The sequence below is a fragment of the Spirillospora sp. NPDC127506 genome (assembly GCF_040302145.1).
In the GTDB taxonomy this organism is placed as follows: domain Bacteria; phylum Actinomycetota; class Actinomycetes; order Streptosporangiales; family Streptosporangiaceae; genus Spirillospora.
The window spans coordinates 125,546-143,348 of the sequence record NZ_JBEORG010000014.1; the positions used below are offsets into that span (position 1 = coordinate 125,546).

A 17,803-nucleotide genomic window follows, 5' to 3' on the forward strand; every position below is an offset into this window, starting at 1 on the left:
GCATATTTATCCGAACGGTACCTTCACCGGCATTCTGACCGCGTTGTCGTCCATCAGTCACTGGACAATGCGTCCGGCGATCCCGGCGCGTCCTCACCACGGGTCGGGGACGTCCCGGTGCAGCACGATGTACCCGTCCCGGCGGAAGACCTGCCGGTACCCGGCGGCCTCCAGGCCGGCGACCCGGCGCCGCTGCTCGGCGACCGACCCGAACGGGAACTCCAGCCGCCCGACGCAGGCGACCACCCAGGGCGCGCCGCGCGGCCGCTCGTCCCACAGCAGGACGCGGGCGCGGGACGTCAGCGCGGGCCCGACGCCGTTGGCCGCCTCGACGAGCGCCCCGTCGGGGATCACCGCCGCGGCCGCCGACGCCGCGCGGGCCCGCTCGTTCTGCCGCCACAGCGCCGGGTCGGCCAGGTGCCGGTACGCGAAGAACGGCACGCAGGCGAGCGTGGCGGCCAGCACCCCGGCCATCGGCAGGACGGGCGGGAACCGGCGCGCCGGCCGCGGCCGCCCGCGCAGCCGCGCGGCGCCGTCCGCCGCCGCGAGGACGAGCACGGCGATGACGAACGCGTTGTAGTGGTAGTGCGGCTCCCACCAGTTGCCGAACCGGCTCGCGAGCATCCGCTCGGCCAGCAGCGGCACGGCGGTGAGGGTCAGCGGGGACGCCAGCGGCAGCAGGAGCAGCGGCAGGACGAGCAGCGCCATCGTCACGACCTTCTGCGGCGGGTCGACGAGCACGGCCGCGACGTCCCACGGCCGGGTGAGGGCGTGGACGGCGGCGTGCGGCACGTCCGGGCCGAGCGCGCCGTACGCCCAGTAGTAGTCGTTGTCGCCGCCGAACGCGGCGATGAGCACGCGGGAGCCGACCCAGGCGGCGACCAGCCCGACCGCGGCGTAGGCGAGCCCGGCCCGCCGGTCGCCGCGCGGCAGGAGGTCGCGCAGGCGGCGCCGCTCGCCGTCCCGCTCGTCGGGGCGGGTGAGCAGGTAGAGGCCGAAGCCCGCGAGCAGGAGGCCCATGTCCTCCTTGACCAGCAGCAGCGCGGCCGCCGCCGCGGCCGCCTGGACGCGCCGCCCCGCGTCGTACCGCTCGACGAGGAGCGCCGACAGCAGCGGGACGAACGCGACCTCGTGGAAGTCGAACGCGAGCGCCTCGGCGATCGGCCAGGACAGCGCGTAGGCGCCGGCCGCGCAGTAGGCGGCGCCGGGGCCGAGCCTGCGCTCGGTGTACCGCCAGATCGGCCGGATCGCGAGCGCGAACAGCACGGCCTGCGCGACGAGCAGCGTCTCCGGGCCGGCGTGGATCCAGTAGAGCGGCGCCAGCAGCGCCAGGATCGGCGAGAAATGGTCGCCGAGGACGGAGAAGCCGGGCCCGAAGCCGTTGTGGACGCCCTTCACCATCGCGACCGGGAGGTCGAAGCGGCTGTAGGAGCGGACCGCCTGATCGAAGATCACGAGGTCGTAGCTGCCGGTCCGGAAGGCGTGCAGCCGCATCAGCGAGTACGCGGCGTAGAGCAGCGCGGCGGCCGCGGTGAGCGCGGCCGGCAGCAGGCGGCGGCGCCGGGTGCCTCCCCCGGTGCCTGCGGGAACCTCGCGGGCGGGCCCCTGCGCCACGACGACCTCGGCCACGCGCCGGACGCTACCACCCGCCCGGCGCGCGGCTGAGTTCCGTCCCGCGCGTTTCGCCCGCGCGTTTCGCCCGCGCGAGCGCCATCCGTGACCGCGCGTTTCCCGGTACCCGCGCCGCTCCCGCGGTCGCGGGACACGTCCCGCAGCGAGAGGACGTTCACCGCCGCGCCTGCTCGTCGGTGCTCGCGGGAGCCCCGGCGGGCGCGGAGGGGTCGGGCGGCTCGGCGCCGACGACGTAGGTCTCGCAGTGGTCCAGCCAGCGCACCTCGGCCTCCGCCTGGAAGATCATGGATTCCAGGACCAGCCGCCAGGCGCGGTCGCCCTGGTCGGCGGGGACGGCGGGCGCGTCGGCCTTGAGCCGGGTGAGGTCCTGCAGGGTGCGCAGCGTGGCGGTGCGCTGCGCCTGGACGACCTGGGCGACGTCCACGCCGGGGGCGGTGACGGCCATCGCCAGCTTGATCGCCAGTTCGTCGCGGGGCCGGTCGCTCCGGACGATCGGCGTGGCGAACCACCGCCGGACGTCCTCCTCGCCCGCCGGGGTGATCCGGTAGACGAAGCGGCCCTCGTCGTCGGCGCCGACGCGGGTGACGAGGTCGTCGCGTTCGAGCCTGGAGAGCGTGGAGTAGACCTGCCCGATGTTGAGCGGCCAGGTGGCGCCGGTGAAGGACTCGAACTCGGCGCGCAGCTGGTAGCCGTAGCGGGGCCCCTGGGACAGCAGTGCCAGCAGGCCGTGACGGATCGACATGCCCACCAACTATGCATACCGGGTATCCCCCTGGCAATACCGAGTATGCATCCGGCAGGACACACCGCCGGGATTTCACTGTGCGCGACGGTCCGGACCCTTAACGTGACCGGTGTTCCCGGCCGATCAGGAGAGACCCGTGACCACGGACCGCACCTCGGACCGCACCTCGGACCGCGCCCCCGACCGCGCCCCGACACCGAACAGCCTCGACAGCGTCCTGCGCGACGTGCTGCGCGTCTACGACCACCGCTACCTCGGCCTCGACCGCGCCCAGCGGGAGCGGCTCATGGACGGCACCCGCCGCCTCATCGGCGAGGAGGGGCTGAGCGAGGCCGCCCGCGCCGCCATGCCCGCGTCCGCGCGGCTCCGGGCGTTCTGCATCCAGCACGGGCTGCGCGAGGAGCTGGAGCGGCTGATCCGGGACGAGGTGGAGGGCAGCCCGGCGGGCGCCGTCGTGGTCGGCGGCCGGATCTACGCGATGTACCCGTACCTGCGCGGCGTCCCCAGGCAGGACGCCGACATCACCGCCGAGGTCGGCGTGGAGCACCGGCTCGACGCGGTCTCCTGGCAGGGGCGCAGGGTGCGCATCCGCGGCGTGGCCGCGCTGCAGCGCGTCGAGACGAACCACACCGCCGTGGACGTCGTCCTGCGGGAGCGGACGTCCGGCAAGGAGCACGGCTTCCCCGCCGGCCCCCGCCCGGACGGCGGCCGCGGTTTCGAGGCGGTCGCCGACCCCGCCGCCGTGGAGCCGGGGCGCTGGGACGTGCACGTGGCGGCGACCGCGCTCGGCGTCACCCGCGAGGCGCGCTTCGGCTCCGTCCGCGCCGAGGGCCTGCGGACCGGGCCGCAGCGGCGGGCGGCGGGGCAGAAGGACGTCGCCGTCTACTTCACCAGGGGCGGCCACCTGGCGCTGTTCGTGACCGAGGCGCCCGGCGCCGCCTCGCCCCTGGCCAGGCTGCTGCGCCGGTTCCGCCTCTGACGCGCGCGGGGCGCCCGGACGCGCGGGGCGCCCGGACGCGGGGAGGGGGCGGGGGGGGGCGGGCCCCCGCCCGGCGGGCGGGGGGCCCCCCCGGGGCGGGGGGGGGGCGGTATACCGCCGAGACTATGGGGGGGCGCCGGGCGCGGCCGCGGCGCGGGTTCCCCCTCTGACGCGCGCGGGGCGCCGGCACGCGCGGGGCGCCCGGACGCGCCAAGGCGCGGGGGCGGGCCGCCCCCGCGCCTTCGCGGCGCCGCGCCTCAGCGGAGCGGGCTCAGTCGTTCAGCCAGCTCATCATCGGGCGCAGCTCGGCGCCCGTCTTCTCGATCGGGTGCTCGGCCAGCTCCTCGCGGTACTGCTGGAACTGCTTCTGGCCGCCCTCGAACTCGTCCACCAGCTCCTTGGCGTACTGCCCGGACTGGATCTCGCCGAGGATCTTCTTCATCGCGGCCTTGGTCTCCGGCGTGATCACGCGCGGACCGCGGCTGTAGCCGCCGTACTCGGCGTTGTCGGACACCGACCAGTACATCTTGGAGATGCCGCCCTCGTACATGAGGTCGACGATCAGCTTCATCTCGTGCAGGACCTCGAAGTAGGCGACCTCCGGCTGGTAGCCGGCCTCGGTCAGCACCTCGAACCCCGTCTTGATCAGCTCGGAGACGCCGCCGCACAGCACCGACTGCTCGCCGAACAGGTCGGTCTCGGTCTCCTCGGTGAACGTGGTCTTGATGCCGCCCGCGCGCAGCCCGCCGATCGCCTTGGCGTACGACAGGGCCAGCGGCCACGCGTTGCCGGACGGGTCCTTCTCCACCGCCACGATCACCGGCACGCCGCGCCCGGCGACGAACTGGCGGCGGACGAGGTGCCCCGGGCCCTTCGGTGCGACCATCGCCACGTCCACGCCCTCCGGCGGCTGGACGAGGTCGTAGCGGATGCTGAAGCCGTGGCCGAAGAACAGCGCGTCGCCCTCGACGAGCGCGGGCTTGATGTCCTTCTCGAAGATCTCCCGGTGGTGGTGGTCCGGGGCCAGCAGCATGATGAGGTCGGCCTCCTCGGCCGCCTCCGCCGGGGTGACGACGCGCAGGCCCTCGGCCTCCGCCTTCTCCCGGCTCGCCGACCCCTCGCGGAGCCCGACCCGCACGTCCACGCCGGAGTCGCGCAGGGAGAGCGCGTGCGCGTGCCCCTGGCTGCCGTAGCCGATGATCGCCACGTGCCGGCCCTGGATCACGCTCAGGTCGGCGGCGTCGTCATAGAACATCTCAGCCACAGTGCTGTCGCCTTTCGTTGTTTCCCGTTGGTTCACGCGCTGCGCTCGATAGCCCGCAGCGAGCGGTCGGTGATGGACCGGGCGCCGCGGCCGATGGCCACCATGCCCGACTGCACCAGTTCCTTGATGCCGAACGGCTCCAGGACCCTGATGAACGCGTCCAGCTTGTCACGGTTGCCGGTCGCCTCGATGGTGACCGCGTCCGGCGCGACGTCCACCACCTTGGCACGGAACAGGTTCACGGTCTCCAGGACCTGCGAGCGTGTCTCGGCGTCGGCGCGCACCTTGACCAGGACCAGCTCGCGCTGGACCGACGCCGAGGGGTCCAGCTCGACGATCTTCAGGACGTTGACCAGCTTGTTGAGCTGCTTGGTGACCTGTTCGAGCGGCAGGTCGGCGACGTTCACCACGATCGTCATGCGGGAGATGTCGGGGTGCTCGGTCACGCCGACGGCGAGGGACTCGATGTTGAAGCCGCGCCGGGAGAACAGCGAGGCGACCCGGGCGAGGATGCCGGGCTTGTTCTCCACCAGCACCGAGAGGGTGTGCAGGCTCATCGGGCTCAGTCTCCGTTCTCCCACTCGGGCGCCATGTCCCGCGCGATCTTGATGTCGTCGTTGGTGGTGCCGGCCGCGACCATCGGCCAGACCATGGCGTCCTCGTGCACGACGAAGTCGATCACGACCGGGGCGTCGTTGATCTCCATGGCCTTATTGATGACCTCGTCGACGTCCTCGGCCCGCTCGCAGCGCAGGCCGACGCATCCGTGCGCCTCGGCGAGCTTGACGAAGTCGGGGATCCGCTTCGCCGCGTGCAGGTTGGTGTTGGAGTAGCGCTCGTTGTAGAAGAGCGTCTGCCACTGCCGGACCATGCCGAGGTTGCCGTTGTTGATGACGGCGACCTTGACCGGGATGCCTTCGAGCGCGCAGGTCGCCAGCTCCTGGTTGGTCATCTGGAAGCAGCCGTCGCCGTCGATCGCCCAGACCGTCGCGCCGGGCGCGCCCGCCTTGGCGCCCATCGCGGCGGGGACGGCGTAGCCCATCGTCCCGGCGCCGCCGGAGTTCAGGAACGCGCCCGGCCGCTCGTACTTGATGAACTGCGCGGCCCACATCTGGTGCTGGCCGACGCCCGCGACGTAGTAGGCGTCCGGCCCGGCGATCTCCCCGATCCGCTCGATGACGTACTGCGGGGACAGCGACCCGTCGGCGGGCGTGTCGTAGCCGAGCGGATACGTCTCGCGCCAGGCGTTGAGCTGCCGCCACCAGTCGGTGTAGTCGCCCTTGTTGCCCTGCTCGTGCTCGTTCTGCACGGCGACGATCAGGTCGGCGATGACCTCGCGGGCGTCCCCGACGATCGGGACGTCGGCGTGCCGGTTCTTGGAGATCTCCGCCGGGTCGATGTCGGCGTGCACGACCTTGGCGTGCGGCGCGAACCCGTCCAGCTTGCCGGTGACCCGGTCGTCGAACCGGGCGCCGAGGGCGACCAGCAGGTCGGAGCGCTGCAGCGCGCCGACGGCGCCGACGGCGCCGTGCATCCCGGGCATGCCCATGTGCAGCGGGTGGCTGTCGGGCAGCGCGCCCTTGGCCATCAGCGTGGTGACGACGGGCGCGCCGGTCAGCTCGGCGAGGACCTTCAGCTCGGCGGACGCGCCGGCCTTCAGCACGCCGCCGCCGACGTACAGGACGGGGCGCTCGGCGTTGACGATGAGCCGTGCCGCCTCGCGCACCTGCTTGGAGTGCGGCCGGGTGACGGGCCGGTAGCCCGGGAGCTGGAGCTGGACGGGCCACTCGAACTCGACGGTGGCCTGCAGGGCGTCCTTGGCGATGTCGACCAGGACGGGGCCGGGGCGCCCGGTGCTCGCGATGTGGAACGCCTCGGCGATCGTGCGGGCGATGTCGCCGGCCTTCGTGATCAGGAAGTTGTGCTTGGTGATCGGCATCGTGATGCCGGCGATGTCGGCCTCCTGGAAGCCGTCCGTCCCGATGAGGGAGGACGCGACCTGGCCGGTGATCGCGACGATCGGCACCGAGTCCATGTAGGCGTCGGAGATCGCCGTGACGAGGTTGGTCGCGCCGGGCCCGCTGGTGGCCATGCAGACGCCCACCTTGCCGGTCACCATCGCGTAGCCCTGGGCGGCGTGGCCCGCGCCCTGCTCGTGCCGGACGAGGATGTGGCGCAGCTTCTCGGAGTCGAACAGCGGGTCGTACGCCGGGAGGATCGCGCCACCCGGAATGCCGAACACGGTGTCGACGCCGACGTTCTCCAGGGCGCGCACCAGCGCCTGGGCTCCCGTCATCTGTTCGGTCGTCATGATTCTGCGGTTCCTTGGGGAGTGAGTCTTGGCTCGCCGGGCAACAAAAAACCCCCGCCGCCGTGAAGCGGTCGAGGGGAGGCGCGCAGGACGAGAAGCTTGGTCAGCCTGCGCGCCGACCAAGTACTACGAGGATGGTGGAAGTGCTCTGCACGGGCCTACTTTCGCCGATGTCCGGCCCACGGTCAAATCCGTGGACAGTAAATCTCAGGATATGAGACGTCTGTGGCGTACGTCACCCGGGCAGCGGCAGCGCGACGTCCCCCGGGCGGTTGCGCCCGGCGAGGTTCGTCCGCACCAGCGACTCGACCCGCCCGGCCGCCATCGGGCGCGCCACGAGGAAGCCCTGGCCGCGGGGGCAGCCCATCTCCCGCAGCAGCTCCAGCTGCTCGGGCCGCTCGATGCCCTCCGCGACCACGGTCAGCCCGAGGTCGCTGCCGAGCCGGACGATCGTGCGGGTGAGCAGCGTCCGGGTGTCGTCCGAGCCGAGGCCCGCCACGAACGACGGGTCGATCTTGATGACGTCCACGGGCAGCTGGCCGAGGTAGGCCAGCGAGGCGTACCCCGTGCCGAAGTCGTCGATCGCCAGCCGGACGCCGAGGTCGCGCAGCTCCGACAGCCGCGCCACGTTCTGCCCGGCGTCCTCGACGAGGACCTCCTCGCGGACCTCCAGCGTGAGCGCGCTCGGCGGCAGCCCCGTCTCCTCCAGCACCGCCGCGACCGACTCCACGAAGCGCGGCGCGGCGATCTGCCGGGCGGTGAAGTTCACCGAGACGCCCACGTCCCAGGAGTCGCCGCGCCAGCGGGCGACCTCGCGGCACGCCTCCCGCAGCACCCAGTCGCCGAGCGGGATCATCAGGCCGGACTCCTCCGCCGGGCCGATGAACTCCTCCGGCGGCACCGCCTCGTTCCCGCGCCACCAGCGCAGCAGCGCCTCCACCCCGGTCACCCGGGACGTGGCGAGGTCCACCACCGGCTGGAACTCGACCGCGAACTGCTCCTCGGCCAGCGCCGCCTGCAGGTCGCTGCCCAGTTCGAGCCGCCGGACGACGTCGGCGTGCATGTGCGGCGCGTACACCTCGACGCGCCCGCCGCCGACCTCCTTGGCGCGGGCCATCGCCAGGTCGCCGTTGCGCAGCAGGTCGGCGGCGGTGCGGCGGATCCGGCGGCCCCCGTCCGCGTCGGCCGCGGGCTCCTCCTCGTCCCCGGCGAACGCTATGCCGACACTCGCGGTCAGCACGATGTGCTTGTCGCCGACCTGGTAAGGGTCGGCCGAAAGGACGCGCAGGAGCCGTCCGGCGAGCTCGACCGTGGCGCGCGTCTCACCGTCGTCCGGCGGCAGCTGCACGAGGACGGCGAACTCGTCGCCGCCCCAGCGCGCCACCGTGTCGTCGGACAGCACGTTCGCGCGCAGCCGCCGGGCCGCCTGCGCGAGCACCTGGTCGCCGGCCGCGTGGCCCTCCGAGTCGTTCACCGCGGTGAACCCGTCCAGGTCGACGAACACGACCGCGACCCTGCCGCCGGACGGCTGCCGGGACAGCACCTCCCGCGTCCGCTCCTCGAAGTAGGACCGGTTCGGCAGGCCCGTCAGCCCGTCGTGGAACGTCAGGTGCGCGACCTGCCGCTGCAGCGCGGCCCGCTCGCTGAGGTCCCGCGTCGTGACCAGCAGCCGGGCGGGCGTCCCGTCGGAGCCGCTGTACCGCGAGATCGTCGACTCGGTCGGCAGCCAGGTCCCGTCCGCCGCGCGGACCCGGCACGACACCCGCAGCACGTCGTCGGGGCCGGCGAGGCCGGCCTGCTCGTCCAGGAACTCGGTGAACACCGCCTGGACGTGCGGCACGTCCTCGGGGTGGACGAGATCGTTCAGGGGCCGCCCGAGCAGCTCGTCGGACGTGTAGTGGTACATGCGCAGCGCGCCCGCGCTGGCGTACTGGACGGTCGCGTCGAGGTCGCAGATGAGCACCGCGTCGTTGATGCTCTCCGACAGCGCCCGGAAGTGCTCCTCGCCGGTCTCCACGGCCCGCCGCAGCGCGTCGTTCTCGCGCAGCAGCCCGGCGAGGCGCGCGATGAGGACCAGCGCGGCCGAGCCCGCGGCGATCGAGACGCCGGGCTCCAGGCCGTTCTTCCCGGTGAGGGAGTGGCCGGCGATGAACAGCGCCGCCGCGGCGGCGACGGCGGCGGGCGCTATGCCCGGACCGATCATGCGGCCGCACTCCTCGCCCTCGACCTCCACGCCCTCGGGGATGTCGTCGACGGGCAGGTCCGGGTCGGCGGCCGGGCCCGTCCACGGCACCAGCAGCAGGAGCAGCAGCCCGGCGAGGCGCAGGATGTCGGACGGGTCGTCGCCCGGACCGCCGCCGTCCAGCCGGACGAACGTCGTCACGATGTCGGCGCCCGCGATCGCGGTCAGCGCGCCGTACCCCATCCAGGCGAGCCGCCGGTGCCCGCGGGCGGCGCCGAGGACGAACGGCAGCGCGCCGCACACGAACACGATGTCGATCAGCGGGTACAGCAGTTCGAGGGAGAACTCGGTCGGCGACTCCCCCGACCGGTGGTACAGGGAGCCGAACAGCGCGACCCAGCCGAGCACGAACAGCGCGCAGGCGCAGACGTAGGTGTCGGCGGCGTAGCGCAGCCACGTCCCGCCGTCGCGGGGCAGCCTGATGGGCACGACCAGCCCGGTGACGAGCGCGACCAGCGCGACCAGGTAGAACAGGTCGGGCACCGACAGGGAGAGGGCGCTGCGGCCGGCGCCGTCCGACAGGGCGCTGCCGACCGCGCCGGCGAACCACGACGTGGCGGCGATCCCGAACCAGCGCTGCGACGCCCGCCACAGCCCGCCGGGGACGCCCGGCTCCGCCGGGACCCCGTCCGGCCGCCGGGACGCCAGCAGCAGCGATACCGCGGCGGCGCCCGCCGCGGCGGCCTCCGCCCACGCGTTGAAGGCCCGGCCGCCCCAGCCCAGCAGCGAACCGGCCGCGTAGAGCACGCCGACGAGCGCGGCCAGGGCGACGGGCAGCGCGCGCGGCGGTATCCGCCTGGCGTAGTCGCCGCTCATCGCGCCGTGTCCCTTCCTGCCCCCTGGTGGGGCGTACCGGCCCCCGTGGACGGTGACGCCGCATGCCGGGGGGAGAGTGGGTCCGCGACCCTCGCCGCTCGTACAACGGCCGGGAGGTCGAAGATCGTGCCCCGCGCAGGGTCGGCGCGGAGCGGCGGCGAGCGGACCGGCCTGCCGGGGGGAGCTTGCCCGCCGGGCCGCGTGCCTGGGATCAGCGACGTTGCTGCACTACGGGATCACCGTGTCGCTCAATGTACGTTCGGTAGGTCACGGAGCGATTGAGGCTGAGCCTCCTCCCGGCGACAAACGACCTTGTCGCGGATCCGTTTGGGAGGTCCGAAAACTGATCGTCACCGAATCGGAGACTTGCCCCGGGATGACGCTCGGTGACGGGGAACGACCTGCCCGCCGGATCCGTACTATCTACGGGAGGCGTTCATGCGACTGCACACGATCGTCCTGGTCTCGGCCGCGGTGCTCCTCGCGGGCTGCTCGTCCTCGTCCGGCGGGGACGGTGACGGCGGCGGCGCGAGCACGCCTCCGCCGCTCCCGTCCGGCGCGCCCGCGCGGACGGACGGGAAGCCGCGCACGGTGGCCGCGGATCTGGAGGTGCCGTGGGCGGTGGCGTTCCTGCCCGGCGGCGACGCGCTGGTCACCGAACGCGAATCGGCGCGGCTGGTGCGGGTGGCGCCGTCCGGGGAGAAGACCGCGGTGGGGACGGTGCCGGGCGTGGAGCCGCAGGGCGAGGGCGGGCTACTGGGCGTGGCGGTGTCCCCGTCGTATGCGACCGACCACCTGATCTACCTGTACTACACGGCGGCGTCGGACAACCGTGTCGTCCGCGCCACCTATGACGGGCGCCTCGGCACGCCGGAGCCGATCGTCACCGGCATCCCGAAGGGCCCCAACCACAACGGCGGGCGGCTGAAGTTCGGCCCCGACAAGATGCTGTACATCACCACCGGCGAGACGGGCGACGGCCCTCTCGCGCAGGACCGCGACTCCCTCGCCGGCAAGATCCTGCGCGTCACCCCCGACGGGAAGCCCGCCCCCGGCAACCCGTTCGGCAACCGCGTCTGGACGTACGGGCACCGCAACGTCCAGGGCCTCGCGTGGGACGACGAGGGCCGCCTGTACGCCACGGAGTTCGGGCAGAACCGCTTCGACGAGATCAACCTGATCCAGAAGGGCAAGAACTACGGCTGGCCCGAGGTCGAGGGCGCCGAGGACGGCAAGGGCTTCACGAAGCCGCTGCTGACGTGGACGACCGACGAGGCGTCCCCGTCGGGGCTCGCTTTCGCGGACGGCTCCCTGTGGGCCGGCGCGCTGCGCGGCGAACGCCTCTGGGAGGTGCCGCTGGACGACGGCAAGGCGGGCCGGCCGGTCGCGCACTTCGAGAACGACTACGGCCGTCTGCGCGCCGTGGTGAAGGCCCCGGACGGCTCCCTCTGGGTGACCACGAGCAACCGCGACGGCCGCGGCGACCCAGCACATGACGACGACCGCGTCCTCAGCGTTCCGGTCGGGTGACCGCCGTCCCGCGCCCCTGCCGGGCCGCGGGACGGCGGCCGTGCGTCAGGACGCGCCGAGCTTCTCCAGGATCAGTTCGCGGGCCCGGCCGGCGTCGGCCTGCCCGCGGGTCGCCTTCATGACGGCGCCGACCAGGGCGCCGGCGGCGGCGACCTTCCCGGCCCGGACCTTGTCGGCCACGTCAGCGTTGTCGGCGATCACCTGGTCGATCACCGACGACAGCTCGCCCTCGTCGCTGACGACCTTCAGGCCCCGCTTGGCGACGACCTCGTCCGGCGTGCCCTCCCCGGCGAGGACGCCCTCGAACACCTTCCGGGCCAGCTTGTCGTTCAGCTCCCCGGCGGTGATCATCGCCTGCACCCGCGCGACCTGCTCCGGGGTGATCGGCAGGTCGGCCAGTTCGACGCCCTGCTCGGTCGCGCGCCGCGACAGCTCGTTCATCCACCACTTGCGGGCCGCGGCCGGGTCGGCGCCCTGCGCGACCGTCGCCTCGATGAGGTCGACGGCGCCGGCGTTGACGACGTCCCGCAGCTCCAGGTCGGACAGGTTCCACTCGGCCTGGATGCGCCGCCGCCGCGCCGCGGGCAGCTCGGGCAGCGACGCGCGCAGCTCCTCCACCCACTCCCGCGACGGCGCCATCGGCACCAGGTCGGGCTCGGGGAAGTACCGGTAGTCCTGCGCCTCCTCCTTGCTGCGCCCGCTCGTGGTGCGGCCGGTGTCCTCGTGGAAGTGCCGGGTCTCCTGGACGATCCGGCCGCCGCCGGCGAGCACGCCGGCCTGCCGCTCGATCTCCGACCGGACGGCCCGCTCCACCGACCGCAGCGAGTTGACGTTCTTCGTCTCCGTCCGCGTCCCCCACTCCCGCGCGCCGCGCGGCATCAGGGAGACGTTGACGTCGCAGCGCATCGAGCCCTGCTCCATGCGGACGTCCGAGACGCCCAGGGACCGCACCAGCTCGCGCAGCTCGGTCGCGTACGCCCGCGCGACGAGCGGCGCCTTGTCACCGGTCGCGACGATCGGCCTGGTGACGATCTCCACCAGCGGGATGCCGGCCCGGTTGTAGTCGACCAGCGAGTAGTCGGCCCCGTGGATGCGCCCGGTCGAGCCGCCGACGTGCAGCGACTTGCCGGTGTCCTCCTCCATGTGGACGCGCTCGATCTCGATCCGGTACGTCTCGCCGTCGACCTCGACGTCCAGGTACCCGTCCACGCAGAGCGGCTCGTCGTACTGCGAGATCTGGAAGTTCTTCGGCATGTCCGGATAGAAGTAGTTCTTCCGGGCGAACCGGCACCATTCCACGATCTCGCAGTTCAGCGCCAGGCCGATCTTGATGATGCCCTCGATCGCGGCGCGGTTCGTCACCGGCAGCGACCCGGGCAGCCCGAGGCACACCGGGCACACCTGCGTGTTCGGCTCGGCGCCGAACTCCGTCGGGCACCCGCAGAACATCTTGGACGCGGTCCCCAGCTCGATGTGGGTCTCGATCCCCAGCACCGGCTCGTACTTGGCCAGCGCCTCGTCGTAGTCCATCAGCGTCTCGGTGGTCACTTCGCCTCCGCCAGTTCCGGGGCCTTCGCCAGCAGGGGGCCGCCCCAGCGGTCCTCAAGTGCCCGCTCGACGGCGGCGCCGACGCGGTACACGCGGTCGTCGCCGAGCACGGGCGCCATGATCTGCAGGCCGACGGGCAGGCCGTCCGACAGGCCGCAGGGCACGGAGATCGCGGCGTTGCCGGTGAGGTTCGCCGGGATGGTGCACAGGTCGGCCAGGTACATCGCGACCGGGTCGTCGGCGCGCTCGCCGATCGGGAACGCGGTGGTCGGCGTCGTCGGCGACACCAGGACGTCCACCTGCTCGAACGCGGCTTCGAAGTCGCGCTTGATCAGCGTGCGGACCTGCTGCGCCTTGCCGTAGTAGGCGTCGTAGTAGCCGGACGACAGCGCGTAGGTGCCGAGCATGATGCGCCGCTTCACCTCGGGCCCGAAGCCCTCGGCGCGGGTCAGCGCCATGACCTCCTCGGCGCTGCGGGTGCCGTCGTCGCCGACGCGCAGGCCGTACCGCATGGCGTCGAAGCGGGCCAGGTTGGACGAGCACTCCGACGGCGCGATCAGGTAGTACGCCGGCAGCGCGTAGGTGAAGTGCGGGCAGGAGACCTCGACGACCTTCGCGCCCAGCGACTCCAGCAGCTCGACCGCCTCGGTGAAGCGGGCGGAGACGCCCGCCTCGTACCCCTCGCCGGCGAACTCCTTCACGACGCCCACGCGCAGGCCGTCGACGTCGGCGTGCCGCGCGGCCTCCACGACCGGCGGGACGGCCTCGTCCACCGAGGTCGAGTCCATCGGGTCGTGCCCGCTGAACGCCTCGTGCAGCAGCGCCGCGTCGAGGACGCTGCGGGCGAACGGGCCGGGCGTGTCCAGCGACGACGCGAACGCGATCACTCCGTACCGCGACGACCCGCCGTACGTGGGCTTCACCCCGACGATCCCGGTGACCGCGGCGGGCTGCCGGATCGAGCCGCCGGTATCGGTACCCGTGGACAGCGGCGCCTCATACGCCGCCACGGCCGCCGACGACCCCCCGGACGAGCCCCCGGGGATGCGCTCCAGATCCCACGGGTTCTTGGAGATGCCGTACGCGCTGTTCTCGGTGGACGACCCCATGGCGAACTCGTCCATGTTCGTCTTGCCGAGGATCACGAGCCCGGCCTGCCGCAGCCGCGCGGTCACGGTCGCGTCGTAGGGCGGCCGCCACCCTTCAAGGATCTTGGACCCGGCCGTGGTCGGCATGTCGGTGGTGGTGAACACGTCCTTGTGCGCGATGGGCACGCCGGCCAGCGGGCCGAGCTCCTCCCCCGCCGCGCGCCGCTCGTCCACCTTCCGCGCCTGCGCCAGCGTCGTGTCGCGGTCGACGTGCAGGAACGCGTTGACCTGCCCGTCGACGGCCGCGATCCGGTCCAGGTGCGCCTCGGCCACCTCGACGGCCGACACCTCGCCGGCGGCGAGCAGCTCTCCGAGCTCCGCCGCCCCTTTCCTGACCAGCTCCATCACGCCTCCTCATCCAGGATCCGCGGTACCCGGAAGCGCTGCTCCTCGGCGGCCGGCGCCCCGGAGAGGGCCTGCTCGGGCGTGAGGCACGGGCGTACCTCGTCCGGCCGGTAGACGTTGGTCAGCGGGAGCGCGTGCGAGGTGGGCGGGATGTCCTGCGCGGCGACCTCCTGCACCCGCGCGACCGCGGAGATGATCTGGTCGAGCTGGGCGGCGAGATGGTCGAGCTCATCGTCGCCGAGCGCCAGCCGGGACAGCCGGGCGAGGTGCGACACCTCGTCACGGGTGATGGCGGACATGAGAGAAACCGTTCCTGCGATGAATTGGGTTCACCGCCATCCTATGGGCCGCACCCCCCGCCGCCCGACCGGTTTACGCGGCCATGAGATCCCGGCGCGCCGTTTCATCTCCGCACAGGGGGAACGCTCCTCACGTCCACCCCCGGGACGACGAGAGGAGACCGCCGTGACCATCGGCGGCAGCATCGCCCTGATCATCATCGGCGCGGTCCTGGCCTATGCGGTCAACTACGATCTCAGCGGCATCGACATCCGCCTGGTAGGCGTGATCCTGATGATCGGCGGCCTGATCGGCCTGATCATAGGCATAGTCCGCATAGCGTCCGCCCGCCGCGCCACGCGCCGCCCCGCAGCGCGCGTACGCGAGGAGTACTACGAGGACGACTACGAACCCCGCCACCGCGGCTACTGACCCCCCAGACCGGCGAGCCGGCCGACCACAGCCGCACACCGACCCGTGGCACAAGGCCGGCCGGCTCGCACGGGGTCCCCAACGACAACAACACGCCCGCACGCCCTCGACCCGAGCCGCAGCGCACCCGTGGACCGGTCCTCGGACGAGCACAATTCACACCCTCTTGGACCAAACCCGAGCCTGGCCGCAGACCGAAGCGACCGCCACGGGCAGGCACGCGGAGGGCGCTCTAGCGCCCGGAGCGGGCATGCCCGGCGACGCAGGCGACCGCAGCGACGCCCCACAAACCGCAACAGGCACAGCGACCGCAACAGCGGCGCGAGGATCGCCTGCGTCGCTGACGGGGGGATTGGGGGGTCGCCCCCCCAAATCAAGCAGCAGGCTCCGGTGTTATCTGCGCGTGGCGGCGCAGCCAGTCGGTGGCGGTGGCGGCGTCCATGGGGCGGCCGAAGTGCCAGCCTTGGGCCGCGTCGCAGCCCATGTCGCGGAGCGTTTCGGCGGTGGCGGGGTCTTCGACTCCTTCGGCGATGGAGCGGAGGCCGAGGGTGCGGACGAGGTCGATGATGGAGCGGACGATGACGGCGTCGTCGGGGGATTCGGCGAGGCGGCGGACGAAGGAGGCGTCGATCTTGATCTCTTCGACGGGGAGGCGCTTGAGCCGGACGAGGGAGGAGTAGCCGGTGCCGAAGTCGTCGAGGCTGAGGGGGATGCCGAGGTCGGCCAGGGCGCCGACGGTGTCGGAGGCGTAGGCGGGCTCGTTCATGAGGATCCGCTCGGTGATCTCCAGCTGGAGCGCGGCGGCGGGCAGGCCGCGGGCCAGCAGGCCCTCCTCGATGGTCTCGGCGAGGCCGGTGTCGAGGAGGTCGCGGCCGGAGACGTTGACGGCGACCTGGACTGGGAGGTCTTCGCGCCACCAGGCGGCGGTCTGCGCGAGCGCGCCGGTCACGACGTGGTGGGTGATCGAGCGCATCAGGTAGGTCTGCTCGGCGATGGACAGGAACGCCTCGGGTTCGAGGACGCCCTCGTCGGGGTGCCGCCAGCGGAGGAGGGCCTCCATGCCGACGAGGTGGCCGTCGCGCAGGGAGACCTTCGGCTGGTAGAAGAGTTCGAGTTCGGAGCGGTCGATGGCGCGGCGCAGGTCGCCGAGCATGCTGAGCCGGGCCGGGGAGTTGCGGTCCTTGCCGGGCGAGTAGATCTCGACGCCGGTGCGGGCCTCCTTGGCGTTGTACATGGCGACGTCGGCGCGCTGCAGGAGCAGTTCGAAGTCGGGCGCGTGGTCGGGGAACAGCGCGATGCCGACGCTGGCCTCCATGTCGAAGGACATGCCGTCGAGCCGGACGGGTTCGCTGAGGGCGGCGCGCAGCCGGGCGGCGACCTCGCGGGCGGCGGCCTCGTCGCGGACGGACGGCAGCAGCACGGCGAACTCGTCGCCGCCGAGCCGCGCGACGAGGTCGCCGGGGCGGACGCTGTGGGTGAGCCGGTGCGCGACGAGCTGGAGAAGGCGGTCGCCGGTGGGGTGGCCGAGGGTGTCGTTGACCTCCTTGAAGCGGTCGAGGTCGAGGAGGAACAGCCCGGCGCGGTGGTCGGGCGGGTCGGCGGCCTTGCGGCGGCCGAGGCGGCGCCGGTGCTCCGCGCCGCGGGCCATGGCGAGGGCCTCCTCGGTGCGGACGATCAGCAGCTTGCGGTTGGGCAGCCCGGTCAGCCCGTCGTGCAGGGCCTGGTGCTCGCGCCGGACGGACACCGACGCGTTCATGTAGACCGCGATGAACGGCAGGACGATCAGCGGCACGAACAGGGCGGACCGGTCCATCGCGACGACCATCAGCGGGGCGAGGCCGAGCAGCGCCAGATGGACGAGCACCTGGTAGGCGAGGTCGGTGCGGAGCGCCTTGACCAGCGGGATCCGCGCGTGCAGGGCGACGGCGGAGCCGACGAGGGTGTCGTTGCAGGCGAAGTAGACGGCGCCGGCGAGCGCGATCGCGGGCAGGTCGGAGCCGTGCGGCACCCACAGGTCGGACGGGGTGGCGAGGTCGCCGGACAGGGCGAGGACGAGCTGGGCGGCGGCGAGGCTGAGGGTGTACTGGGCGGCGTTGAAGGCGATCCGGTGCGGGGCGCGGCCGCGGAAGATCCCGCAGGTGACGACGGCGATGGCCTGGAGGGCGGCGGCGATGGGCAGCCCGGCGTACAGCAGCGCGGCGAACGAGAACGTGGTGGAGGTGGTGGCGCCGTTGTTCTCGGTGGAGCCGGGCGTGATGATCGGGCGCAGCTCGCCGAACACGATGAAGCAGCCGAGGATCCAGAACACCGGCGTGCTGACGAGGGCGTCCAGGTCGGCGGCGGTCAGCCCGGAGAACGCGGCCCCGCCGGCCGCGACGCCGAGCAGGATGACCACGACGAAGTAGATCCACAACGGGGAACCACGGCGCGGGGCCGTGTTCCGGGTGTTGTTCGGGTCCTTCATCACATCCTCGGGGGGTTCGGGGGGCCGTCCCCCGGCACCGGAGCGTCCCCGACCTCGGGGGACGCCCC

13 protein-coding genes are annotated in these 17,803 nt (G+C 72.8%); 3 read left to right on the top strand and 10 right to left on the bottom strand.

Going from position 1 to position 17,803, the window contains the following annotated elements:
- Positions 1 to 93: 93 nt before the first annotated feature.
- Together ABTW95_RS16265 and ABTW95_RS16270 are read right to left on the bottom strand one after the other, a co-directional pair.
- On the bottom strand, positions 94 to 1,629 hold the full coding sequence (locus tag ABTW95_RS16265) for a DUF2079 domain-containing protein (protein WP_500226661.1): 1,536 nt from the start codon (positions 1,627 to 1,629) through the stop codon (positions 94 to 96).
- 157 nt (positions 1,630 to 1,786) lie between these two features.
- On the bottom strand, positions 1,787 to 2,374 hold the full coding sequence (locus ABTW95_RS16270) for a PadR family transcriptional regulator (protein WP_396449267.1): 588 nt from the start codon (positions 2,372 to 2,374) through the stop codon (positions 1,787 to 1,789).
- Between the two features lie 139 nt (positions 2,375 to 2,513).
- Here ABTW95_RS16270 and ABTW95_RS16275 point away from each other — a divergent pair, with 139 nt between their 5' ends.
- Complete coding sequence (locus tag ABTW95_RS16275; RefSeq protein ID WP_396449268.1) at positions 2,514 to 3,356, top strand: hypothetical protein; 843 nt, start codon at positions 2,514 to 2,516, stop codon at positions 3,354 to 3,356.
- A 271-nt stretch (positions 3,357 to 3,627) separates the two neighbouring features.
- Here the strand turns inward: ABTW95_RS16275 and ilvC are convergent, their stop codons facing one another.
- From ilvC to ABTW95_RS16295, 4 genes are all read right to left on the bottom strand, one after another.
- A complete protein-coding gene (gene ilvC / locus ABTW95_RS16280) occupies positions 3,628 to 4,656 on the bottom strand; it encodes a ketol-acid reductoisomerase (protein ID WP_500226662.1) in 1,029 nt (342 codons plus the stop codon).
- A complete protein-coding gene (ilvN, locus tag ABTW95_RS16285; RefSeq protein ID WP_396449270.1) occupies positions 4,653 to 5,177 on the bottom strand; it encodes an acetolactate synthase small subunit in 525 nt (174 codons plus the stop codon). Before ilvN ends, ilvC begins: the two co-directional genes overlap by 4 nt.
- 5 nt (positions 5,178 to 5,182) lie before the next feature.
- Positions 5,183 to 7,054, bottom strand: a complete 1,872-nt coding sequence (locus tag ABTW95_RS16290) for an acetolactate synthase large subunit (protein WP_396449271.1) — start codon at positions 7,052 to 7,054, stop codon at positions 5,183 to 5,185.
- A 112-nt stretch (positions 7,055 to 7,166) separates the two neighbouring features.
- Entirely contained in the window at positions 7,167 to 9,989 is a 2,823-nt protein-coding gene (locus ABTW95_RS16295; protein WP_500226663.1) for a putative bifunctional diguanylate cyclase/phosphodiesterase, read from the bottom strand.
- A gap of 438 nt (positions 9,990 to 10,427) precedes the next feature.
- Here ABTW95_RS16295 and ABTW95_RS16300 point away from each other — a divergent pair, with 438 nt between their 5' ends.
- Positions 10,428 to 11,519: a PQQ-dependent sugar dehydrogenase gene (locus ABTW95_RS16300; RefSeq protein WP_500226664.1), complete on the top strand. Its 1,092-nt coding sequence runs from the start codon at positions 10,428 to 10,430 to the stop codon at positions 11,517 to 11,519.
- Between the two features lie 45 nt (positions 11,520 to 11,564).
- On the opposite strand, the gene gatB is transcribed toward ABTW95_RS16300, so the two are convergent.
- From gatB to gatC, 3 genes are read right to left on the bottom strand one after another with little or no spacing between them, the layout of a single operon-like run.
- Positions 11,565 to 13,067 (bottom strand): Asp-tRNA(Asn)/Glu-tRNA(Gln) amidotransferase subunit GatB, encoded by a 1,503-nt coding sequence (gene gatB / locus ABTW95_RS16305; protein ID WP_396453724.1) that lies wholly within the window; start codon positions 13,065 to 13,067, stop codon positions 11,565 to 11,567.
- Complete coding sequence (gene gatA / locus ABTW95_RS16310) at positions 13,064 to 14,560, bottom strand: Asp-tRNA(Asn)/Glu-tRNA(Gln) amidotransferase subunit GatA (RefSeq protein ID WP_396449275.1); 1,497 nt, start codon at positions 14,558 to 14,560, stop codon at positions 13,064 to 13,066. The genes gatB and gatA overlap by 4 nt, the downstream gene beginning before the upstream one ends.
- Positions 14,560 to 14,859, bottom strand: coding sequence for an Asp-tRNA(Asn)/Glu-tRNA(Gln) amidotransferase subunit GatC (gene gatC, locus ABTW95_RS16315; protein ID WP_396449276.1), 300 nt, complete (start codon positions 14,857 to 14,859; stop codon positions 14,560 to 14,562). The genes gatA and gatC overlap by 1 nt, the downstream gene beginning before the upstream one ends.
- A gap of 166 nt (positions 14,860 to 15,025) precedes the next feature.
- On the opposite strand from gatC, the gene ABTW95_RS16320 reads away from it, so the two are divergent.
- Positions 15,026 to 15,271, top strand: coding sequence for a DUF6458 family protein (locus tag ABTW95_RS16320; protein WP_396449277.1), 246 nt, complete (start codon positions 15,026 to 15,028; stop codon positions 15,269 to 15,271).
- A gap of 373 nt (positions 15,272 to 15,644) precedes the next feature.
- Here ABTW95_RS16320 and ABTW95_RS16325 read toward each other — a convergent pair whose 3' ends face one another.
- Entirely contained in the window at positions 15,645 to 17,735 is a 2,091-nt protein-coding gene (locus ABTW95_RS16325) for a putative bifunctional diguanylate cyclase/phosphodiesterase (RefSeq protein WP_396449278.1), read from the bottom strand.
- Positions 17,736 to 17,803 lie beyond the last annotated feature (68 nt).